Below are 21,818 nucleotides of genomic sequence, written 5' to 3'. Positions count from 1 at the left end.
ACCCCGCGCCCTGCGGTTCATCCGACCGCGGTTCATCGGAAAGTACCGGTTTTTCGGGATTTCCCTTGCGGCGACGGCCCGGCCTTGGCACTTCTGTCCGGCAACCTGTCCAGCGCGGATGCGGCCCGGCACCCTTAATGGGACGCCTCCGGATGGCCGCAAGACAGAGGACGAGAGGCCAATGAACAACTGGGACGAAGTGCGCACGGCCTTCCAGGTCGCCCGGATCGGCACCGTCAGCGGCGCGGCCGAGGTGCTGGGCGTGCACCATGCTACCGTCATCCGCCATGTCGACGCGCTGGAGGCCCGCCTTGGCATCCGGCTGTTCCACCGCCATGCCCGCGGCTATACGCCGACCGAGGCCGGCGCCGACCTGATGCGCGTGGCGCAGGCGACCGAAGACCAGTTCGGCCAGCTGACCGCGCGGCTGAAGGGCCATGGCGACGACGTCGCGGGCGAGCTTGTCGTGACCTCGCTGGCCGGACTCAGCCCGCTTCTGGTGCCGACGCTGGCCGCCTTCCAGAACGAGAACCCGCGCGTCACCGTCCGCTTCCTGGCCGGCCCGCGCCTGTTCCGCCTGGAATACGGCGAGGCCCATGTGGCAATCCGTGCGGGATCGGCCCCGGATCAGCCGGACAACGTGGTCCAGCCCTTCATCCGGCAGCGCGTCGCGCTTTATGCCAGCACCTGCTATATCAACCAGCGCGGCCAGCCGAAGGACGAACTGGACTTCATGGGCCACCGCTTCGTTGATTTCGACGATCCCGACACCCGCGCGCCGTTCAGCATCTGGCTGCGGGACAAGGTGTCGGACGAACAGCTGGCCTTCCGCGCCAATGCCGACAGTTCCATGCGCGATGCCGTGCGCGCAGGCGCCGGCATGGGCTTCCTGCCGATCTGGGACGCGACCCAGGATGCCGACCTGATCCAGGTGCTGCCGCCGCGGCCGGAATGGGAATCGCCGCTGTGGCTGGTGACCCATGTCGACCTGCACCGCACGACCAAGGTGCAGACCTTCCTGAAATTCCTCAAGTCCCGCGCGCAGGAGTGGCAGACGTGACACGTTCCGCCCAGGGTCACCTGGCGATGCTGACCTTTTCGCTTCTGGTCGCCGGGTCGTTCTCGCTGGGGTCGCGAATTGCCAACGATGCGGGTCCCGCCGCCATCAATGCCCTGCGCTTTGCGCTCGCGTCACTGGTGATCGGCGTCGCCGCCGTTTCGACCGTCGGGCTGAAGCGCGACTATTTCCGGGCGCCCTGGCGGTATCTGCTGCTGGGCGGCACCTTCGCCACTTATTTCGTGCTGATGTTCGAAGGGCTGAAGACCACGCCCGCGGTCAGCGCCGCGGCCGTCTTTACCCTGACACCCATCGTGACCGCCTTCGTGGGCTATTTCATGCTGCGGCAGGTGACGACGCCGCGGATGGCGCTGGCGCTGGCCATCGGTGGGCTGGGGGCCTTGTGGGTGATCTTTCGCGCCGACTGGGGCAATGCCATGGCCTTTCAGATCGGCGAGGGCGAGGCGATCTATTTCCTGGGTTGCGTGGCCCACGCGATCTATACTCCGCTGGTGCGCAAGCTGAACCGGGGCGAGCCGCCAGTCGTCTTCACCTTCGGGATGCTGCTGGCGGGGCTGGTGGTCCTTTTGGCCTATGGCTGGCCTCAACTGCGCGCGATCCACTGGGCCGAATTGCCGCCGCTGTTCTGGGCCGGCGTCGTCTATCTGGCGCTTTTCGCAAGCGCCGCCACCTTCGTGCTGCTGCAATTCGCGGCGCTGCGGATCCCGTCCGCCAAGGTCATGGCCTATACCTATCTGGCGCCGTCCTGGGTCATCCTGCTGGAGGCGGCCCTGGGCAACGGCCTGCCGCCGCCCGCCGTCCTGATCGGGGTCGCCCTGACCGTCGCGGCCCTGCTGATGCTGCTCAGGGACGAGGAAGCCGTGCCGCGCACCGCCTGAAGCGGCCCCTTCACCCTGATGGGCAGGATAAAGCCCCGGTCGGATGCAAAACCGCGGCACAGCCGGGATTCGCGGGTACGGCAAACGAAGTATCGGCATGACGGCCCGTGCCCTGGACCGCGTGCCTTGGCGCCAAGGCAAAGCCATGCCGGGTCACATGGCAGATGCCGGAAAGGGCAAGCGCCGAAATCTACCGAAATCGTTCAGTCCGTGTCCGCTTCAGGGAAGGGTTCGTTCAGTTCCCGCTCCAGGAACCGTTCGAAGGCATCCAGATGCACCGGCTCGAACTGGCCGAAGCCCTGCATCCAGACGCTGGCGGACCGCATGCCGGACGGATCCAGCTTGCACCACTTGACCCGACCCCGCTTTTCCTGCGCGATCAGGCCGGCCCGGGTCAGGATCGCCAGGTGCTTGGAAATCGCGGCCAGCGACATCTCGAACGGTTCCGCCACGTCGGTCACGGCCATGTCGTCTTCCAACAGCATGGCCAGGATCGCCCGACGGGTCGGGTCGGCCAGCGCGGCAAAGACGATATCGAGCGGATCGGACATGATCCCGCGTAGCGCCGCTGCCCGAGTATCGTCAACCATTCGGTTAAATATGCTTTCGGCCGCCGCTAGCGGTAACAGACCGATGCGGCACAATGGCCTCACCCCCGGTTTTCGAATTTAGCTCAATAGATACAGACGCTTAATCATTCATTCACCGCGATTGACTCGCACCCCCTCTCGGCATAGCAAGTGCCCGACCCTGCAGGGAGTGCGGCGGACGTGAGTGAAGACGACCAACGGCAGCGCCTGGCGCAGCTAGAGGAGAAGCTCGCAGCCCGCCGGAAGGCGCAAGAGCCGGAACCCAAACAGCAGGACATGCATTCCCAGGCCCAACTCGCCTGGCGCATGGTGATGGAACTGGTGGCCGGTCTTGGGATCGGTTTCGGCATGGGATACGGGCTTGATGCCCTGTTCGGCACGAAACCGATCTTCATGATCGTGTTCACTTTCTTCGGCTTCGCCGCCGGCATCAAGACGATGCTGCGCAGCGCCGAAGAGGTCAGACAGGCAAGCGAAGCCTCCCTCGACGGGGCGGTTGACATGCCCGATGACGACAAAGACGAGGACGACGCGCCCCGCAAGGGGTAGCCGAAGCGGAACAGACCATGGGCAACCCCGGCACGAGGGCAGACCCAGACAGAGGACGGAGCTAGGATCGACATGGCCACCGACGCGCATACCGAAGGGTCCGGGCTTTCCTTCCACCCGATGGACCAGTTCATCGTCAAGCCGATCTTTGGCGGCGACGAGTTTTCCTGGTACACGCCCACCAACGCCACCCTTTGGATGGCAATCGGTATCCTGGCCGTCGTGGCGCTTCTGGTGCTGCCGACCGCGCGCCGCGCACTGGTGCCCACCCGCGGTCAGTCGATCGCCGAACTGGCCTATGTCTTCGTCCACAAGATGATCGAAGACGTGACCGGCAAGGACGGCCTGAAGTACTTCCCGTACATCATGACGCTGTTCATGTTCATCGTGATCTCGAACTTCTTGGGCCTGATCCCGATGGCCTTCACGCCGACCAGCCACGTGGCCGTGACCGGCGTACTGGCACTGGCCGTGTTCCTGACCGTGACCGTGCTGGGTTTCGTGCTGAACGGCACCAAGTTCCTGGGCCTCTTCTGGGTCGCCTCCGCCCCGCTGGCGCTGCGCCCGATCCTGGCGATCATCGAACTGATTTCCTACTTCGTGCGTCCGATCACCCACTCTGTCCGACTGGGCGGCAACATGATGGCCGGCCACGCGGTGATCAAGGTGTTCGCGGGCTTTGCACAGGTGGCCGCCGTGTCGCCCATCGCCATCGCCGGCGTGGTCGCGATCTACGGGCTCGAGGTCATGGTGGCCTTCATTCAGGCCTATGTGTTCACGATCCTGACCTGCGTTTACCTGAAGGACGCACTGCATCCCAGCCACTGACGTGGCCTGACGGTAGCGGCGGGGTGAACCCCGCACTGCGCAAGCTTTCCGGGTCCGGCGGACAAGACCACCGCCGACCGCAAGAACGACACCCGTAGGGCGGGTTTCCCCGCCACGCGTAAGACAATCAGCAATTCCATCGTAAGGAGACAGACACATGGAAGGCGATATCGCACAACTCGGCCAGTTCATCGGTGCAGGCCTCGCAGGCTTCGGCGCAGGCGTCGCAGCTCTCGGTGTCGGCAACGTTGCCGGCAACTTCCTGGCCGGCGCCCTGCGCAACCCGTCGGCAGCCGCCAGCCAGACCGCGACGCTGTTCATCGGCATCGCCTTCGCAGAAGCCCTGGGGATCTTCTCGTTCCTCGTCGCGCTTCTGCTGATGTTCGCAGTCTAAGACACGAACACCCATCCTTACGGCCGGACGGGGCGCATCGCGTGCCCCGTCCGGTGGGACGGACTTCAATCCCCGTCCACTGAAGCGAAGGCCATCGGGTCCGGATCTCCCGGGACCACGGGCCGGCAACCCTGATCGGAGGACGACATGGCAACGGAGACGCACGGCGCTGCCGCGCTTGATGCCGCACATGGCGGCGCAGACATGGCATCCGTGGCCGCAGAGTCGGCCGGGATGCCGCAACTCGACCCCGCCGTTTTTCCCAACCTCATTTTCTGGCTGATCGTCGCGCTGATTGCGCTCTACCTGATCCTGTCGCGCGTGGCCCTGCCCCGCATCGCAGGCATCCTGAGCGAACGCCACGGCACGATCGCCAACGACCTCGCCGCTGCCGAGGACCTGAAGGCCAAGGCTGCAGAAGCCGATGCGGCCTATAACCAGGCCCTGGCAGACGCCCGGGCCGAGGCCCAGAAGATCGCCGCGGACACCCGCGCCGAGATTCAGGCCGACCTGGACGAGGCCATCGCACAGGCCGATGCCGAAATTTCGGAACGCGCCGCGCAGTCCGAGAAAGCCATCGCCGAAATCCGTGCCTCGGCCGTCGAAAGCGTCCGCGAGGTGGCCACCGCCACGGCCGCAGAACTGGTCGCAGCCCTTGGTGCCTCGGCAGACGATGCCGTGATCGCCAAGGCCGTCGAAGACCGGATGAAAGGATAAGCGAATGCGCACCCAGCCCCTTCGCACCGCCCTTGGCGCCGTCGCAGCCCTGGCCGTGACCTCCGGTCCGGCCCTTGCCGCCAGCGGCCCGTTCTTCTCGCTGTCGAACACCAACTTCATCGTTCTTCTGGCGTTCCTGATCTTCGTCGGCATCATCCTTTACGTGGGTGTGCCGAAAATCGTCGGAAACTTGCTGGACGACCGCGCAAAGACCATCAAGGCCGAGCTCGACGAGGCCCGCGCCCTGCGGGAAGAAGCCCAGACGCTGCTGGCTTCGTTCGAGCGCAAGCATGCCGAAGTGACGGACCTGGCCGACCAGATCGTCAAGACGGCCAAGGAAGACGCAGCCGCCGCGGCCGACATGGCCAAGGAAGAGCTGAAGAAATCCATCGCCCGTCGCCTGCAGACCGCGGAAGACCAGATCGCATCGGCCGAAGCCGCCGCCGTGAAGGAAGTCCGCGACCAGGCCATCGCGATTTCGGTCGCGGCCGCCGGCCGGGTGATCCAGGACAAGATGACCCCGGAACGGTCCGGCAAGCTGATCGAGGACGGCATCGCCGAAGTCGACCAGAAGCTGCACTGATCTGTATCGAACCTTCGGGGCCGGCGCGCACGCGCCCCGTACGAAACCCGGCCCCAAAGGCCGGGTTTTTTCGTTTTCGGTTCCAGGCTGGTAAACCGATCTTAACCGTCGTGGCGCAAGTCTGACGGCATGAAACGGGTTTTCCTCCTTCTCCTTCCGTTGATGCTGCTTCCAGCGTGCGAGGTGCCAAGCAAGATGTTCGACGGCGCCACCGTCCAGCAATTGACGATCAACGGCAGCACCTATGACGTGCGGCTGGCCGGCCGACAGGCACAGGCAGTCCGGGTCGACAAGGACCTGATGCTGGGCAAGGGGGCCACCATGGCCCGGGCGGCCGTCGCGATGGAAATGGTCAGTGGCTGCATCGTCAGGAACGTTTACAGCGACGGGATCATCACCACCGCGGGACTGAAATGTCGCGACATGGCGAAACTGGTCCGTCCGGAACCGCTGCAGCGGGCCAGCTATCGCTGTCTGCCCCTGCCCAACTGGGTCGAAGGACAGCTGAAACTGGCGCCCTACCGCTGCGATCTGGCCGGTCACTAGGCACTTCTGACCACCCGGGCGTCAATATCTTGTGGAAAAGGACCGGGGTCGCGCCACATCCTGCGCGTGCACCGTTGACTTGGGGAATTACGTCCCCACACTGTACGGACCTCGCAGGAATCAGAAGGACCCGGCGCCCGTGCGCTTTTCCCGCCTCCGCCTTTCGGGCTTTAAAAGCTTCGTCGACCCGACCGACCTGATCATCGCCGATGGTCTGACCGGCATCGTCGGACCGAACGGTTGTGGCAAGTCCAACCTGCTGGAGGCGCTGCGCTGGGTCATGGGCGAAAATCGCCCCACCGCCATGCGTGGCGGCGGGATGGAGGACGTGATCTTTGCCGGCGCCTCGACCCGGCCGGCCCGGAACTTTGCCGAGGTCGTCCTGCAGATCGACAACGGCGAACGGCTGGCGCCTGCCGCCTTCAACGACAGCGACAGCCTGGAAATCATCCGGCGCATCACCCGCGACGTGGGGTCGGCCTACAAGGCCAATGCCAAGGACGTCCGCGCGCGGGACGTGCAGATGCTGTTCGCCGACGCCTCCACCGGGTCGCAATCCCCTGCGCTGGTGCGGCAGGGGCAGATTTCCGAACTGATCAATGCCAAGCCCAAGGCGCGCCGGCGCGTGTTGGAAGAGGCCGCCGGAATCTCGGGCCTTTACCAGCGCCGGCACGAGGCAGAGCTGAAGCTGAAGAACGCCGAAACCAACCTGCTGCGCGTCGACGACGTGCTGGAACAGCTTGCGGCGCAGATCACCCAGCTGGACCGGCAGGTGAAGCAGGCCGAACGCTATCGCAAGATCGGCATCGAACTGCGCCGGGCCGAAGGCATGCTGCTCTATCGCCGCTGGACCGAGGCCGAGACGGCGCGGCTGGCCGCCGATGCCGCCCTGAAAGAACGCGTGGTCGAGGCATCGCAGGCCGAAGCCGCCGTGCGCCAGTCGGTCAAGACCCGCGCCGCGGCCGAAGACGCCCTGCCCCCCCTGCGGGAAGAAGAGGCCATCGCCGCCGCAATCCTGCAGCGTCTGGTGGTCCAGCGCGACACGCTGGACGATCAGGAAACCCGCGCGAGAGAGATCATCGAGACGCTGACCGCGCGGATCGATCAACTGGGCAAGGACATCGAACGCGAGACAGGGCTGAGCCGCGACGCGGGCGAAACGATCGAGAAGCTGGAATGGGAAGCCCAGGCGCTGGAACAGGCTGGCGCCGGTCACAATGAAACGCTGGCCGATGCAGAGATCGCGGCCCGCGAGGCCGGATCGGTCCTGCAGGACCGCGAAAGCCACCTGTCCCAGGTGACAGAGGACGTGGCCCGCCTGTCGGCCCGCCACCAATCCGCCCAGCGTCTTGTGCAGGACAACCGCACCGCCCTGAACCGGGCAGAGCAGGAGGCCGAAAAGGCCCGCGCCGCCGTCAGGGCCGCGGAGGAGGCCGCGACCTCTGCCGATGCGGCTTTCACCACCGCCCGCGCGGCCGAAGCCGATGCGGTGCGCGAGGCCGAAGAGGCCGAAGCCGCCCTGACCCGCGCCGAAACCGCCCGGACCGAAGCGCAATCGCGCGAAACCGACGCCCGCGCCGCCCGGTCAGAGGCCGAAGGCGAGGCCAGCGCCCTGCGCGCCGAAGTGGGCGCCCTGGCCAAACTGGTGGCTCGCGACAGCGGCACCGGGGGTCAGGTGCTTGATCAGGTCTCGGTCGCGGCCGGCTTCGAAAAGGCGCTTGGGGCGGCCATGGTCGACGACCTGCGCGCACCGCTGGTGGAGGTCGAAGGCCCCTCCGGCTGGGTCACGTTGCCGGGCTATGACGAGGACTATCCGCTGCCGAAAGGCACCGAACCCTTGGCACCGCAGGTCGAGGCGCCGTCCGCCCTGGCCCGCAGGTTGGCGCAAGTCGGTATCGTATCGAAAGACCAGGGCCCGGCACTTCAGGCCCAGCTGAAGCCAGGCCAGCGGCTGGTGTCGCGCGACGGCGACCTGTGGCGCTGGGACGGTTATCGCGCCTGGGCCGAGGATACGCCCAACGCGGCCGCCCTGCGGCTGGAACAGATCAACCGCCTGACTGCCATGCGTGCCGACCTGGAAGCCGCCGAAACCCGCGCCACCGCCGCGCGCGAGGCACATGATACGCTGAACCGCGATCTGGCCGAAAAGACCCAGGCCGACAAGGACGCCCGCGCCGCCCGCCGCGCCGCGGATACAAGGGTGGCCGAAACCTCGCGCGCCATGTCCCGCGCGGAATCGGATCTGAACCTGGCCCGCGGCAGGCAGGAGACGCTGGGCCTGGCCGTCGCCCGCCACCGCGAGGAAGCGCTGGCCGCCAAGGCCCAGCTGACCGAAGCCGAAACCGCCCAGCGCGGGCTTGAGGATCTGGACCAGGCCCGCGCCGGCGTCGAGGAGATCAAGCGCGCCGTCGATGCCAGCCGGATCACGATGATGACCCGCCGGTCGACCCATGACGAGCTGCGCCGCGAGGGCGAGGCCCGGACCAAGCGTCAGCAGGAAGTGACCAAGGAAATCAGCGGCTGGCGGCATCGGAGCGAGACCGCCGGCAAGCGGATCGCGGAACTGACCGAACGGCGCACCGAAAGCCAGGCCGAACTGAAGGAGGCCGCCGCCGCCCCGGCCGAAATCGCCGCCAAGCGGGACGAGATGTCGGGCGCGATCCGCGATGCCGAGGCCCGGATGGCCGCCGCCAAGGACAAGCTGGCCGGCGCCGAAGCCGCCCTGCGCACCGCCGTTCAGGCGGAACGCGATGCGGAACGACTGTCCTCGGACGCGCGCGAGGCGCGGGCCCGGGCCGAGGCCCGCCGCGACGCCGCGCGCGAGACCGTTGCAGCCGCCGCCGAGCGCATTGCCGAGGAACAGGATCTGACACCCGAAGCCCTGCTGGAAGGGCTGGAGATCGGCCCTGACCGGATCCCCGATGCGGAAAGCCTGGAAAACGAGATCGGCCGCCACAAGCGCCAGCGCGAGGCGCTGGGGGCGGTAAACCTGCGGGCCGAGGAGGACTCGCGCGAGGTGCGGACCGAACACGATACGCTCAGGACCGAAAAGCTGGACCTGGAAGAGGCGATCCGCACCCTGCGCGGCGGGATCGCGGGCCTGAACCGCGAAGGGCGCGAACGGCTGCTGACCGCTTTCGAACAGGTGAATTCGAACTTCACGATGCTGTTCAAGCACCTCTTCGGTGGGGGCGAGGCGAACCTGGTCATGGTCGAAAGCGACGATCCGCTGGATGCCGGGCTGGAAATCATGTGCCAGCCGCCGGGCAAGAAGCTGTCGACGCTGTCGCTTCTGTCGGGCGGGGAACAGACCCTGACCGCGATGGCGCTGATCTTCGGCGTTTTCCTGGCCAACCCGGCCCCGATCTGCGTCCTGGACGAGGTCGACGCGCCGCTGGACGATGCCAACGTGACCCGGTTCTGCGACCTTCTGGACGAGATGTGCCGCCAGACCGCCACCCGCTTCCTGATCATCACCCACCACGCGGTAACCATGGCGCGGATGGATCGCCTGTTCGGCGTGACGATGGCGGAACAGGGCGTGTCGCAGCTGGTTTCCGTCGATCTGAAGAAGGCCGAGGCGCTGGTCGCCTGAGGCCACCCCTGCCCTGCGACAGCCGCACCCCTTTGCGCCTGCCCTGACGGAGGAGTAAACAGGCGCATGGACCGTTCGTTCCGCCAGACCCTGATCGCGATTGCCGCCGTGCTGATGCTGGCGGCGTTCAGTGTCGTGTCGGCGTCCCTGATGGCGCCCGACCGGTCCGATGCCGGCATGGAACAGATGCTGGCCATGGGGGCCACGGTCGATGATCTCTGTGCCGTCGACGGTCACGGCCACCACGACCACGACTGCCCGTTCTGCCACAAGCTGCCGACCCCGCCGCAGGCGCAGGCGCCCGACCGCGCCCATCCGGCCGTCTACTCTGTCGCTTCCGATACCGGGCGCGACCTGGTGTCGGGGCCGCAATACACGCTTTCCCACGTCTCCGTCCGCGCACCACCGCGGCTGATCTGACCTTTCGCTCATCAGATCAATGACCGGCCGCAACTGGCCGGCCCCGTGACGTGATCCGGCCCTGCCGGCACTGCGGGACCCCTTGGAGACAGACATGACCATCCTGAAATCCGCCGCCATCGCGGCCCTGACACTTTGCGCAACCGCCGGATCCGCGCTGGCCCATGCCACCCTGGAACAGAAGGAAGCCGCCATCGGCACCACCACCAAGGTCACCCTGCGCGTGCCTCACGGCTGCAAGGGCGAGGCGACCCATACCGTCCGGATCGAGATCCCCGAAGGCCTTTATGCCGTGAAGCCGATGCCCAAGCCCGGCTGGGACCTGGCGATCGAGACCGGCGCCTATGCCACGCCCTATGACAACCACGGCACGCAGATGACCGAAGGCCCGAAGGTGGTCACCTGGTCCGGCGGCCACCTGGAAGATGCCTGGTACGACGAGTTCACCGTCCGCGGCACGGTCGGTCCGAACATGGAACCCGGCACGGTGCTGTTCTTCCCGTCGCTGCAGACCTGCGCCAACGGCGTGGCCGACTGGACCGACACCAGCGGGTCCCATGACGTGCCGAATCCGGCGCCGAAGCTGACCCTGGTCGCTGGCGCGGGTGGCGCAGACCACGGCCACGGCATGGCCATGGCCCCGGTGACGCTGGGAGCACTGGAACTGTCCGGGCCCTTTACCATCTCGACCCTGCCGAACCAGCCGGTTGCGGGCGGGTTCGTGACGATCTCGAACACCGGCGCCGAAGGCGACGTGCTGGTGGGCGCCTCATCCCCCGTCGCGGGCGAGATGCAGATCCACGAGATGAAGATGGAAGACGGCGTCATGAAGATGCGGGAGCTGCCCGGCGGCCTGCCGATCCAGGCGCACGAGACAGTCAACCTGAAGCCGGGCGGCTATCACGTCATGTTCATGGACCTGAAGCAGCCCCTGGTCGCCGGCGAAGAGGTCGAGGTCACGCTGGACTTCGCCAAGGCGGGCAAGGTTTCGATGACCTTCCCGGTGAAGGACCGCAAGGACGTGAAGTCGGGCGGTCATGGCAACCATGCCGGCCATGGCTCGAACTGAGACAGCCATGACAACCGCACGCAAGCTGGTGCTGGTGGCAGCGGGGGGGCTGGGGGTCCTGGCCTTCCTCGCCGCTATCTGGGTCGCATGGCTGGAGCCGAAGCTGAACCGGACGATCGCCGACCAGCTGGGCCATGGCGACTATGAACTGGTGGCCACCGACGGGACGGTCTTCACCCAGGACACGCTGAAAGGCGCGCCCTCGGCCGTGTTCTTCGGCTTCTCCCATTGCCCGGAGGTCTGCCCGACCACGCTGGGCGAAGTCGCCGGCTGGCAGGCAGAGCTGGCCGAGGACGGAGAGGAACTGCGCGTCTTCTTCGTTACCGTCGATCCGGAACGGGACACGCCGGAAATGCTGGGCGACTATGTCGGCTGGGTCCCCGGAGTGGTCGGCGTGTCCGGGTCACGGGCCGAGATCGACAAGGCGATCAAGGCCTTCCGGATCTATGCCCGCAAGGTCCCCATCGACGGCGGCGGCTATACGATGGACCACACGGCCTATGTGCTGCTCTTCGATGCGAAAGGCCGTTTCGACCAGCCGATCAGCTATGGCTCGTCCCAGGACGAGGCTCTGGCCAAGATCCGCAACGTGCTCTGACCGGGTCCGGCCTGGGCCAGGCCGCTTCCTTCCGGCGGCTTGGCCTGCGCGGGCCTGCAGGGTCCGCGCCACCCCACGGAAGGCGCTTTAAGTCGCCTTCGATGCGGCGGCCGGCCGCCTAGAAGTCGATCATGACGTTGGGAAGGTTCAGGGCCTTCATCAGGTCCCGCATCTCTTGCCGGGCCGCGATGTTCGAGATGTTCAGCTGCTTGATCCCGATGTCCTTCAGGTCCAGAAGCGTCAGGCCGCGCGGGAACAATTCGCGGAAGATCACCCTTTCGCTGAAGCCCGGCGCCACTCGGAAACCGATGCGCTTGGCCAGCATCGACACCGCCTTGGCCATCTTGTCCTTGTTCAGCATCCGCTGGCTGCCGACCCGGTTGCGCGCCACGATCCAGTCGATCGCCTGCAGCCCCGCCTGCGCCCGCCATTGCCGCGCGTTCCAGACCATTTCCGAATAGACCGACGGGCCCAGGATCTTTTCCGCCTTGGGGTCGATCCGCGCCAGCAGGTCGAAATCGACGAAACTGTCGTTCAGCGGCGTGATCAGCGTATCCGCCAGCGAATGCGCCATCTGGCTGAGCCGCGTATGGGAACCCGGGCAATCGATCAGGATGAAGTCGCAATCCGGCGCCACGCCCTCGACCGCGGCCGTCAGGCGCTTGTCGAAGACGTTCTCGCCCTCGGCCAGGGTCGACGGGTCGATCTCCGGCAGTTCGTGATAGGTGGGCGTCGGAAGCTCGATCCCCGAACGCTTGATGAAATCCTGCCGGTTTTCCATGTAGCGCAGCAGCGACCGCTGCCGCAGGTCCAGGTCCAGCACGGCAACCGTCTTGCCCAGCCGCGACAGGGCCGTAGCCACATGCATGGAGACGGTGGATTTCCCCGCCCCGCCCTTCTCGTTGCCGACGACGATGATATGCGCCATGCGCCCTGCCCGTTCCCGTTCCTCAAGGCTCGCCTTCTATCCCGCGCAGGCCCGCTTGTGTAGGGATCCATGCCCGGAGACCTGCCAAAAATCCATGGCATCGACATGAGGCCACACCGCGCGATGGGACTGGCGCGTGTCCCCATGTTGTGATCTGCTCCTGGTATTTATTCCCCTCTCCGCGCCCCGCGCTTCGGCGGCGGCGCGACGTTCGAAAGGACCGGCCATGGACGGACAACTTTCCCAGAATGACATCAGCCACGTGGTCGAGGCCGACAAGGCCCATGTCTGGCACCACCTGACCCAGCACAAACCCTTCGAGACGTCGGATCCGCGGATCATCGTCGAAGGCAAGGGCATGCGGGTCTGGGACCAGAACGGCAAGGAATTCCTGGATGCCGTGTCGGGCGCCGTCTGGACCGTGAACGTGGGCTATGGCCGCGAATCCATCGCCAATGCCGTCCGCGACCAGCTTCTGAAGCTGAACTATTTCGCCGGTGCCGCGGGGTCCGTTCCCGGTGCGATCTTCGCCGAAAAGCTGATCGAGAAGATGCCGGGCCTGAAGCGGGTTTACTACACCAACTCCGGGTCCGAGGCGAACGAGAAGGCCTTCAAGATGGTCCGCCAGCTGGCTCATGCCAAGCATGGCGGCAAGAAGTGGAAGATCCTCTACCGCGACCGCGACTATCACGGCACCACCATCGGCGCCCTGTCGGCCGGCGGCCAGGACGAACGCAACGCGCAATACGGCCCCTTCCTGGACGGCTTCGTGCGCGTCCCGCACTGCCTGGAATACCGCAAGCACGAACAGGACGGCGCCCCGGTCGAAAACTATGGCGTCTGGGCGGCCGAACAGATCGAAAAGGTGATCCTGGCCGAAGGGCCCGACACCGTGGGCGCCATCTGCCTTGAGCCCGTCACCGCCGGCGGCGGCGTCATCGTGCCGCCCGACGGGTACTGGCAGAAGGTCCAGGAGATCTGCAAGAAGTACGAGATCCTGCTGCACATCGACGAGGTCGTCTGCGGCGTCGGCCGAACCGGCACATGGTTCGGCTACCAGAACTACGGGATCGAACCCGACATGGTGACCATGGCCAAGGGCGTGGCCTCCGGCTATGCGGCCATCGCCTGCCTGGTGACGAAGGAATCCGTCTTCGACGGCTTCAAGGACGATCCGTCCGACCCGCTGAACTATTTCCGCGACATCTCGACCTTCGGCGGCTGCACGGCCGGCCCGGCGGCCGCGATCGAGAACATGCGGATCATCGAGGACGAGAAGCTTCTGGACAACTGCACCGCCATGGGTGCGCGCATGATGGACAACCTGGCCGAGCTGATGGACAAGCATTCCGTCATCGGCGACGTCCGCGGCGCGGGCCTGTTCTGCGGGGCCGAACTGGTGGCCGACCGCGGGACCAAGGAACCGGTGGCCGAAAAGGACGCCCAGGCCGTTGTCGGCGCCTGCGCGGCCGAAGGCGTGCTGATCGGGGTCACCAACCGGTCGATCCCGGGCAAGAACAACACGCTCTGCTTCTCGCCCGCGCTGATCGCCACCAAGGACGACATCGACCTGATCACGTCGACGCTCGACAAGGCGCTGACGAAGGTCTTCGGCTGATCGTCAGCCGTTCGGAAACGAAAGAAGGCGTCCCGGCTTGCCGGGGCGCCTTTTTCATGGCCTGCGCAGGGCTGACCCCTCAGACCACCGCCTGGAAGATCAGGCCCGACACGATGGCACCGACGATCCCCAGCCCCAGATAGGCGGCGAAGACGCGGGGTTTAACCAGCGACCAGACGGCGGCCATGGCGGGGATCGACGACACGGCACCCGCGATCACGAAGGCCATGGCGGCACCGATGGACATACCCTGCTGGATCAATCCGGCCAGAAGCGGCGGGGCAATATAGCCGTTCAGATAGGCCGGCATCCCCACCAGCGCCGCGATCACCACGGGCACCACGCCTTCGCCGCCCACCACGCGGGCGATCAGGTCGGCGGGCATGTATTCGATCATGATCCCTTCCAGCGTATAGGCCAGCGCCAGCCACTTCAGCAGGAACAGCGCGTTGGTCACCAGTTCGTGGCGGAAGGTCTCGCGCCGCGGGGCTTCGGTCCAGAAGCGCCATTCCGGCTTGCCGTTGGTCTTGGCGCCGCAGCCGCAGCGGGTGCGTTGCTGGATCTTCAGCGGCTCGGCAAAGGCGCCGGTGCGCATCAGCGCCCGGATGATGAAGCCACCCGCAAGCCCCAGCCCCACGGCCGCGACGGCTTTGCCGATGGCAAAGGGCCAGCCCAGCGCACCGGCCGTGATCAGCAGCGTCGGCGGGTCGATCAGCGGCGACGACAGCCAGAAGGCCATCACTGCCGACAGGGGTGTGCCCAGCGCCAGAAGCCCGGCGATGAAGGGGATGACCTGGCAGGAACAGAACGGCGCCAGCCCGCCGAAGATCGCGGCCAGTACGATCATCCGGGTCTCTCGCCCCTCAAAGGCCTTGGACAGCGCGGTTTCCGCCCCCGTGGCCTTCAGATAGGCCAGCAGCAGCACGGCAAAGAAGATATAGGGCGCGGTCCCGATCAGCGATCCGATGGCGATCCCGAAGACGTCGCCCAGATTGTGCCCGTCCCAGATGGCCACGGCGGCGAAAATCGCCACGATGGCCGTCAGGGGCGAATTCAGCAGTTTCAGCCGCGCGCCCAGCCCCGGGCCTTTCCGGGGCGCGGAACCTGCCTCATGCGAGATGTCAGCCATCTGCCGGTTCCTTTGCTTCGGAGCCACCGCACAAGGCCCCCGCCAGCAGCGCCTCGTCCGCGCAGCATTCCGACAGGATGAACTGCGCCAGCGCGTTCAGCCGGGCATAGGACGCGCGGTTGATCACCGTCCGGCCCTGCTTTTCCTGTTCGACCACACCGCCGGCGGCCAGCGCCTTCAGGTGGTGCGCCAAAGTGGACGGCGCCATGCCGGTGCGGGTCTGGATGTCGCCCACCGTCAGCCCCGCACTGCCCGCCCGGATCAGCGCGCGCAGGACCTGCAGGCGCGCTTCGGATCCCATGGCCGAAAACCCTTCGGCCGCCTTCGTCCAGTCCATGATCACCTCCATAAAACTAGTAACCTAGTTATATAGAATCAATCTGTGGCGCAAGAGGCTTCAGCGTTGCCCGTAGTAAAGGCCAACGACATGTTCCGCTTCCGCGAAGAACAGCCAGCGCGAGACGACGACGCCTGCGACGTGGAACAGGACGGCCAGAAGGCCCAGAAGGTGGTGGAACGGCAAAAGCAGCAGGATCACGGGCAGGACGCTCATCAGAAGCAGCGCGATGGCCCGAAGGCGCGTGGCGTGCTTGCGGCCGATGACGAAGACCATTTCCTGCGTCAGGTAGTTCGGGCCGGTATGGGGCGGCGCCAGCAGGCGAACCTTGGGGCCAAGGCCGGTGGCCGTTGCCAGCGTCGTGCCTGACCGACCCATCGCCCTGTCGCCCGCGAACCAGGCCACGATCTGCACGGCACCGGCCAAAAGCAGCAGCGGCACCGCGACGGATGCCTGCCCGGCCAACAGCGCCCCGCCGGCAAGCGAGATCGCCAGGAACAGGAGCGGAGTCCATGCGCTGTGCCAGCGGGGCACGGATTTCAGCTGTGCATAGATCATGGACGTGATGAAGACCGTCCCCAGGCAGACCAGTGCGCCCAGCACGCCGGGCAGCGCCCAGCGCGCGCCCAGGAAGACGGCGCCGATGCCGGTGATGGCCATCAGCACAAGGGCAATCACGGATCCCCAGGCCTCGCGGCTCAGCCAGCTGGACCGCCACTGGGTGAAGGCCTTCAGCGCCCGTTCCGGGTGGCCAAGATGGAACGTCGAGGCGATCAGCCCCCCACAGGCCAGCACGTAGCCGATCAGCCAGAAGACAAAGGCGACCCAGCCGGTGACGGGCGGCAGGCCAAGGCCCAGGAACACCAGCAGGCCGAAGCCCAGCCCGCTGAGCGAGGTGAACAGGATCACGGACGGTGCGGGGTGCATTCAGAGCTTCTCCAGCGCGCGGTCGAGCCAGGCGAGGAAACCGGTCGGTTCCTCGGCCACCGGCGTCAGCATCGGCACCTCGGGCGCCCGGTCGCGGGGCCGGGGCGGCAGATAGCGGTTGACCGGCCGGGTCCCCTGTTCCGGCATCAGGGCGAACCCGCCGCGTTCGGCGGTCAGGCGGCTGACATGGCTGTCGGGATCCGCGAAGTCGCCGAAATGCCGGGCGCCGGCCGGGCAGGTGCGGACGCAGGCCGGAATACGATCTTCCTCGGGCAGGGCGTCGTTGTAGATCCGGTCGACGCACAGCGTGCACTTGCGCATGACCTTGGCCACCGGGTCCATTTCGCGCGCGCCATAGGGGCAGGCCCAGGCGCACAGGCCGCAACCGATGCAGTCGGCCTCGTTCACCAGAACGATCCCGTCCTCGGTCCGCTTCAGGCTGGCGCCGGTGGGACAGACTGTGACGCAGGGCGCGTCGTCGCAATGCAGGCAGGACTTGGGGAAGTGGACGATCTGGGCCGGCGCATCCTCTGGCTGAACCTCGAAGGTGTGGACCCGGTTCAGGAAGGCACCCAGGGGATCGGCGCCATAGGGGTCGGCATCGCCCAGCCCCGCGCCGTCATCGCCCGCGTTCCAGCCCTTGCAGGAAATCACGCAGGCATGGCAGCCGACGCAGGTATCCAGGTCGATGGCCAGACCCAGCTTGCGGTCGGTTGTCGTCGGCAGGCAGGTCATGGGCGGATCCCCGGCGGGCGTTTCAGGGGCGGAAAGGCGGGCTGGGATTCGGGCTGGACCGCGGCCTTCTCGATCCGGACCTTCAGGTCGAACCATGCGGCCTGCCCGGTGACCGGATCGGAATTCGACCAGCGCTGCCCGTCGCCCTTGGGCGGCAGCAATTCGTGGATCAGGTGGTTCAACAGGAACCCTTCGGTCGCTTCGCGCGCGCCGTCGTCCAGCGCCCAGGCGCCCTTGCGCTTGCCGATGGCGTTCCAGGTCCAGACGGTTTTCCCGTTGACCGCCGCCATCCCCACGACCGGCACCGTGATCCGCCCGTGGGGCGAAGTCACGTGCGCCCAGTCGCCGTCCTTCAGGCCGTGCTGTTCCATGATCTCCAGCGGGACGTAAAGCGGATTGGCCCCGTGGATCTGACGCAGCCAGGCATTCAGGTTGCCCCAGCTGTGGTACATGGCCATCGGCCGCTGGGTCAGGGCGTGGATCGGATAGTCGGTGTCGCCTTCCGCCTCGGCCCGGTACCAAAGCGGCAGCGGGTCCAGTTGCGCCTTGATCCGGGCGCGCAGGCGTTCGGGCGGCTGACGCTCGCCATGACCTTCGGCCGCCAGCTGGAACCGCCGCAACGGTTCGCAGTAAAGCGAAAAAAGATAGGGCTGCGGGGCGTCATAGAACCCCATCTTCACCGCCCAGTCCTGGTAGGCCCTGTTCCACGGCTTGAAGAACCGCGCCTCGTCCGGCATGTGCCCGACCCAGAAGCCGCCATTGTCGATATAGCGTTGCAGCTGATCCGGGTTCGGTGCGCCGCGCCCTTCCCTGCTTCCGTCCTCGCCACGCCAACCGGCCAGCGGACCGATACCGGGGCGGCGTTCGTGGCGGACCATGTAGTCGGCGTAATCGCTGTAAAGCGCCTGACCGTCCCCATCCACGAAACCGGGCAGGCCCAGCCGCACGCCAAGATCCAGCAGTGCGGACTGGAAGCCACGGACGCCTTCATGGCCCGGCCTTTCGGGTTCGACCACCGGCCAGCGGATCGCATCGGCGGCGGCGTCGGCCTCGGATATCGGGCGGTCGAGAAGCGAGATGCAGTCGTGCCGCTCCAGATAGGTCGTATCCGGCAGGATCAGGTCGGCATAGGCCACCATTTCCGACGCGTAGGCGTCGGAATAGATGATCCGCGGGATGACATAGTCGCCGTTTTCGTCGGTATCCGTCAGCATCTGCATCGTGCCGGCGGTGTTCATCGACGAATTCCACGCCATGTTCGCCATGTAGAGGAACAGCGTGTCGATCTTGTAAGGGTCACCGGCATGGGCGTTGGCGATGACCATGTGCATCAGCCCATGGGCCGACATCGGGTTGTCCCAGGTGAAGGCCTTGTCGATCCGCGCCGCCGTCCCGTCGTCCTTCAGGGCCAGATCGTCGGGCCCGCGGACAAAGCCCAGATGCGGGCCGGCCAGGGGCGTGCCTGGGTGGCAGGCGCTGTGGGGCACGGGATGGGCATGGAACGGCTTCGGATAGGGTGGCTTGAACCGGAAACCGCCGGGGGTTTCGACTGTGCCCAGCAGGATCTGGAGCACATGCAGCGCGCGCGCCGTCTGGAATCCGTTGGCATGGGCCGAAATCCCGCGCATCGCGTGCATCGACACCGGGCGGCCGGTCATTTCCTCGTGCCGTTCGCCGCGGAAATCGGTCCAGGGCTGGGCGATGGTCACGGGTTCGGAAAAGGCCGCATCGGCCAGCGTGGCGGCCAGCGCATGGATCCGGTCGGGGGCGATGCCGCAGGCGCGCGACACGGCCTCGGGCGCATAGATCGGATCCATGTAGCGGCGGATCAGCTTGTCGAAGACGGTGCGGTGGGACGTGCCGTCCTTCACCAGCCGCCCGCCCATATCGGGCCGCACGCCGGCCGCGTCGAAAGGCGCAGGCTGGCCGGTGCGGCGGTCGATGACCAGCGCCTTGCCCTCGTCGTTCCGCAAGACCAGCCCGTGATCGGGGGCGCCCGGCGCCTCCTTCAGCAGGACTGGCGCATCGGTCCAGCGGGCAAGGTAGTCCAGGTCCACCTTCCCGGCCTTCAGCAGCACGTGGATCAGCGACAGGATCAGCAGCCCGTCGGTCCCTGGCGTGATCCCGTACCAGTCATCCGCGATGGCGCTGTAGCCGGTGCGGATCGGGTTGACGGAAATCACCCGCGCGCCGCGGCCCTTCAGTTTGCCCAGGCCCACCTTGATCGGGTTGCTGTCGTGATCCTCGGCCACGCCGAACAGCACCAGCAGCTTCGTCCGGTCCCAGTCCGGTTGCCCGAACTCCCAGAAGGCGCCGCCCATCGTGTAGATCCCGGCCGCCGCCATGTTGACCGAACAAAAGCCCCCGTGGGCGGCATAGTTCGGCGTGCCATAGGCCTGCGCCCAGAATCCGGTGAAGCTTTGCGACTGATCACGCCCGGTGAAGAAGGCAAGCTTTTCAGGCGCGTCCTGCCGTATCGGCCGCAGCCAGTCGGCAGCGGTCGACAGCGCCTCTTCCCAGGTGATTTCCTCGAATTCCCCCGAACCGCGGGGGCCGGTCCGGCGCAGGGGCGCGCGCAGGCGGGACGGCGCGGTGTGGCTTTTCAGCCCCGCCGATCCCTTGGCGCACAGCACCCCGCCATTCACGGGATGGTCGCGGTTCCCGTCGATATAGGCAACCCGCCCGTCCTTGATATGGACGTCGATCCCGCACCGGCAGGCGCACATGTAGCAGGTGGTCTTGCGGATCTCGTCAGCGAACGGGGACGCGGGGGCAGTCGGGGTCTTGGTCGGGGTCATGGGTTCTCCGAAACTGGGCGGAGCGTAGCGCGCCATTTCCCCTCAGGCGAGAGAATTTCTTCCCCTTCTGCGCAATGACGGGAAAATCTCCCGATACCCGACGAATCTCTGGAACGTGTGTCCGACCCACTGTCGCACTGCACCGTCTCGGCCGTGGGGAACAGTGCCGCCAGACTGTCGGCAAGGCGAAGGTCGCGCGGAAGCCCTGCGTCAGGCTTTTTCGTTATCCCGGCGGGCTGTGACGGTCATGCCGGACAGGGCAAAGGCAGTGCCGGCCCTTGCCTGGCCGGTCAGATGCGCGTCCAGCTTGCCTGTGCCCGGGCCTTCGGCCCCGTGGCGAAAGGCTGGCAGAAATAGGAAAGATTACGGGACCGGCGCAGCGGCACGGCCCGGCGGGTCGGGGCAGGTCGAACCCGCCCCGATGCCCAAGGGTCAGCCGACGAGGCCGGCGTGGGCCATGGCCGCGTCAATCGCGGCACAGGTCGCGTCGGTCAGGCCGGTCAGCGGCAGGCGGACCTCGGCGCTGCACAGGCCCAGTCTGGACATGGCGTATTTCGCACCGACAAGGCCCGGCTCCAGGAAGATCGCGTCGTGGAGGGGCATCAGCTTGTCCTGGTATTCCAGCGCCTTGGCATAGTCGCCGGCCAGTGTCGCCGCCTGGAATTCGGCGCAAAGCCGCGGCGCCACGTTCGCGGTGACCGAGATGCAGCCGACGCCGCCATGGGCATTGAAGCCCAGCGCGCTGGCATCTTCGCCCGACAGCTGGACGAAATTCGGTCCGCAGGTCGCGCGCTGCTTGCTGACACGGGTCACGTCGCCGGTCGCGTCCTTGACGCCCACGATCCGCGGCAGTTTCGCCAGTTCACCCATCGTGGCCGGGGTCATGTCGATGACCGATCGCGGCGGGATGTTGTAGATCACGATCGGCAGTGTGCAGCAGTCGTGCAGCGCCGTGAAATGGGCGATCAGCCCCCGCTGGGTGGGCTTGTTGTAATAGGGCGTCACGACCAGTGCCGCGCTGGCGCCGACCTTTTCCGCGTGGCGGATCAGGCGGATCGCCTCGATCGTGTTGTTGGATCCTGCGCCTGCGATCACTGGCACCCGGCCGGCTGCGGCCTTGACCACGGTTTCGACCACGATCTCGTGCTCGGAATGCGACAGGGTCGGGCTTTCCCCGGTCGTGCCCACCGGCACCAGGCCCGAGGACCCTTCCGAGATATGCCATTCGACCAATTGTTTGAGTGCATCCAGGTCCAGCTCGCCGTTACGGAACGGTGTGACGAGGGCCGGCATCGAGCCTTTGAACATCTGCGCTCTCCTGTCGCTGGTTGAGTTGCACCCGGATCGCCCCATATCCCTATCAGATGCCGCGCGGGTTTACGCCTTCTTGCGCCATCTCCCGCATTTTTGAGTTGTTCAGCGCGGGACGGACGGGAACGATTGCTGTGCCTCTAGCCTCACCCCGGCGGAAAATGCAAGGGGCGTTGGGGGCCTGCGCCGC

21 protein-coding genes are annotated in these 21,818 nt (G+C 66.4%); 13 read left to right on the top strand and 8 right to left on the bottom strand.

Annotated features, from left to right (window positions below; translation table 11 throughout):
* Window positions 1-181: 181 nt before the first annotated feature.
* Together FQK05_RS07630 and FQK05_RS07625 are read left to right on the top strand one after the other, a co-directional pair.
* Window positions 182-1,060 carry a LysR family transcriptional regulator gene (locus tag FQK05_RS07630; RefSeq protein WP_158965328.1) on the top strand — a complete coding sequence of 293 codons (879 nt, stop codon included), beginning with the start codon at window positions 182-184 and terminating at the stop codon, window positions 1,058-1,060.
* Window positions 1,057-1,956 carry a DMT family transporter gene (locus tag FQK05_RS07625; RefSeq protein WP_233270413.1) on the top strand — a complete coding sequence of 300 codons (900 nt, stop codon included), beginning with the start codon at window positions 1,057-1,059 and terminating at the stop codon, window positions 1,954-1,956. The genes FQK05_RS07630 and FQK05_RS07625 overlap by 4 nt, the downstream gene beginning before the upstream one ends.
* Before the next feature lie 203 nt (window positions 1,957-2,159).
* Here FQK05_RS07625 and FQK05_RS07620 read toward each other — a convergent pair whose 3' ends face one another.
* The gene (locus FQK05_RS07620; RefSeq protein ID WP_158966022.1) at window positions 2,160-2,507 is read right to left on the bottom strand and encodes an ArsR/SmtB family transcription factor; all 348 of its coding nucleotides are present in this window, start codon (window positions 2,505-2,507) and stop codon (window positions 2,160-2,162) included.
* A gap of 219 nt (window positions 2,508-2,726) precedes the next feature.
* Here FQK05_RS07620 and FQK05_RS07615 point away from each other — a divergent pair, with 219 nt between their 5' ends.
* The 10 genes from FQK05_RS07615 (at window position 2,727) to FQK05_RS07570 (ending at window position 11,845) form a co-directional block, all read left to right on the top strand.
* Entirely contained in the window at window positions 2,727-3,095 is a 369-nt protein-coding gene (locus tag FQK05_RS07615) for an AtpZ/AtpI family protein (protein ID WP_158965324.1), read from the top strand.
* A 72-nt stretch (window positions 3,096-3,167) separates the two neighbouring features.
* A complete protein-coding gene (locus FQK05_RS07610; RefSeq protein ID WP_158965322.1) occupies window positions 3,168-3,923 on the top strand; it encodes a F0F1 ATP synthase subunit A in 756 nt (251 codons plus the stop codon).
* A 157-nt stretch (window positions 3,924-4,080) separates the two neighbouring features.
* Window positions 4,081-4,317, top strand: a complete 237-nt coding sequence (locus FQK05_RS07605; protein WP_158965320.1) for a F0F1 ATP synthase subunit C — start codon at window positions 4,081-4,083, stop codon at window positions 4,315-4,317.
* 147 nt (window positions 4,318-4,464) lie between these two features.
* A complete protein-coding gene (locus tag FQK05_RS07600) occupies window positions 4,465-5,034 on the top strand; it encodes a F0F1 ATP synthase subunit B' (protein ID WP_158965318.1) in 570 nt (189 codons plus the stop codon).
* 4 nt (window positions 5,035-5,038) lie between these two features.
* A complete protein-coding gene (locus tag FQK05_RS07595) occupies window positions 5,039-5,617 on the top strand; it encodes a F0F1 ATP synthase subunit B (protein WP_158965316.1) in 579 nt (192 codons plus the stop codon).
* A 195-nt stretch (window positions 5,618-5,812) separates the two neighbouring features.
* Complete coding sequence (locus tag FQK05_RS07590) at window positions 5,813-6,163, top strand: hypothetical protein (RefSeq protein WP_158965315.1); 351 nt, start codon at window positions 5,813-5,815, stop codon at window positions 6,161-6,163.
* Window positions 6,164-6,302: 139 nt separating this feature from the next.
* Window positions 6,303-9,758, top strand: a complete 3,456-nt coding sequence (locus tag FQK05_RS07585) for a chromosome segregation SMC family protein (protein ID WP_158965314.1) — start codon at window positions 6,303-6,305, stop codon at window positions 9,756-9,758.
* Window positions 9,759-9,824: 66 nt separating this feature from the next.
* Entirely contained in the window at window positions 9,825-10,178 is a 354-nt protein-coding gene (locus FQK05_RS07580; protein WP_158965313.1) for a hypothetical protein, read from the top strand.
* Between the two features lie 94 nt (window positions 10,179-10,272).
* Window positions 10,273-11,247, top strand: coding sequence for a DUF1775 domain-containing protein (locus FQK05_RS07575; protein WP_158965312.1), 975 nt, complete (start codon window positions 10,273-10,275; stop codon window positions 11,245-11,247).
* Window positions 11,248-11,254: 7 nt separating this feature from the next.
* On the top strand, window positions 11,255-11,845 hold the full coding sequence (locus FQK05_RS07570; RefSeq protein ID WP_158965311.1) for an SCO family protein: 591 nt from the start codon (window positions 11,255-11,257) through the stop codon (window positions 11,843-11,845).
* A 118-nt stretch (window positions 11,846-11,963) separates the two neighbouring features.
* Here the strand turns inward: FQK05_RS07570 and FQK05_RS07565 are convergent, their stop codons facing one another.
* Window positions 11,964-12,773 carry a division plane positioning ATPase MipZ gene (locus FQK05_RS07565; RefSeq protein ID WP_158965310.1) on the bottom strand — a complete coding sequence of 270 codons (810 nt, stop codon included), beginning with the start codon at window positions 12,771-12,773 and terminating at the stop codon, window positions 11,964-11,966.
* A gap of 226 nt (window positions 12,774-12,999) precedes the next feature.
* Here FQK05_RS07565 and FQK05_RS07560 point away from each other — a divergent pair, with 226 nt between their 5' ends.
* On the top strand, window positions 13,000-14,391 hold the full coding sequence (locus tag FQK05_RS07560) for an aminotransferase family protein (protein WP_158965309.1): 1,392 nt from the start codon (window positions 13,000-13,002) through the stop codon (window positions 14,389-14,391).
* 79 nt (window positions 14,392-14,470) lie between these two features.
* Here the strand turns inward: FQK05_RS07560 and FQK05_RS07555 are convergent, their stop codons facing one another.
* The 6 genes from FQK05_RS07555 to dapA all read right to left on the bottom strand — a co-directional run bounded on the left by FQK05_RS07555 (window position 14,471) and on the right by dapA (window position 21,625).
* Window positions 14,471-15,520 (bottom strand): permease, encoded by a 1,050-nt coding sequence (locus tag FQK05_RS07555; protein WP_158965308.1) that lies wholly within the window; start codon window positions 15,518-15,520, stop codon window positions 14,471-14,473.
* Window positions 15,513-15,857, bottom strand: coding sequence for an ArsR/SmtB family transcription factor (locus FQK05_RS07550; RefSeq protein ID WP_158965307.1), 345 nt, complete (start codon window positions 15,855-15,857; stop codon window positions 15,513-15,515). Before FQK05_RS07550 ends, FQK05_RS07555 begins: the two co-directional genes overlap by 8 nt.
* A gap of 60 nt (window positions 15,858-15,917) precedes the next feature.
* Window positions 15,918-16,784 (bottom strand): dimethyl sulfoxide reductase anchor subunit family protein, encoded by an 867-nt coding sequence (locus FQK05_RS07545; RefSeq protein WP_158965306.1) that lies wholly within the window; start codon window positions 16,782-16,784, stop codon window positions 15,918-15,920.
* Window positions 16,785-17,519: a 4Fe-4S dicluster domain-containing protein gene (locus FQK05_RS07540; RefSeq protein WP_158965305.1), complete on the bottom strand. Its 735-nt coding sequence runs from the start codon at window positions 17,517-17,519 to the stop codon at window positions 16,785-16,787. It lies immediately after the preceding gene.
* The gene (locus tag FQK05_RS07535) at window positions 17,516-20,317 is read right to left on the bottom strand and encodes a molybdopterin oxidoreductase family protein (protein WP_158965304.1); all 2,802 of its coding nucleotides are present in this window, start codon (window positions 20,315-20,317) and stop codon (window positions 17,516-17,518) included. Before FQK05_RS07535 ends, FQK05_RS07540 begins: the two co-directional genes overlap by 4 nt.
* Before the next feature lie 432 nt (window positions 20,318-20,749).
* The gene (dapA, locus tag FQK05_RS07530; RefSeq protein ID WP_158965303.1) at window positions 20,750-21,625 is read right to left on the bottom strand and encodes a 4-hydroxy-tetrahydrodipicolinate synthase; all 876 of its coding nucleotides are present in this window, start codon (window positions 21,623-21,625) and stop codon (window positions 20,750-20,752) included.
* Between the last annotated feature and the right edge of the window lie 193 nt (window positions 21,626-21,818).

The organism is Chachezhania sediminis, assembly GCF_009765275.1.
Lineage (GTDB): Bacteria > Pseudomonadota > Alphaproteobacteria > Rhodobacterales > Rhodobacteraceae > Chachezhania > Chachezhania sediminis.
The sequence above is the reverse complement of the archived record's forward strand: the minus strand, read 5'-3'. Positions and strand labels throughout refer to the sequence as shown.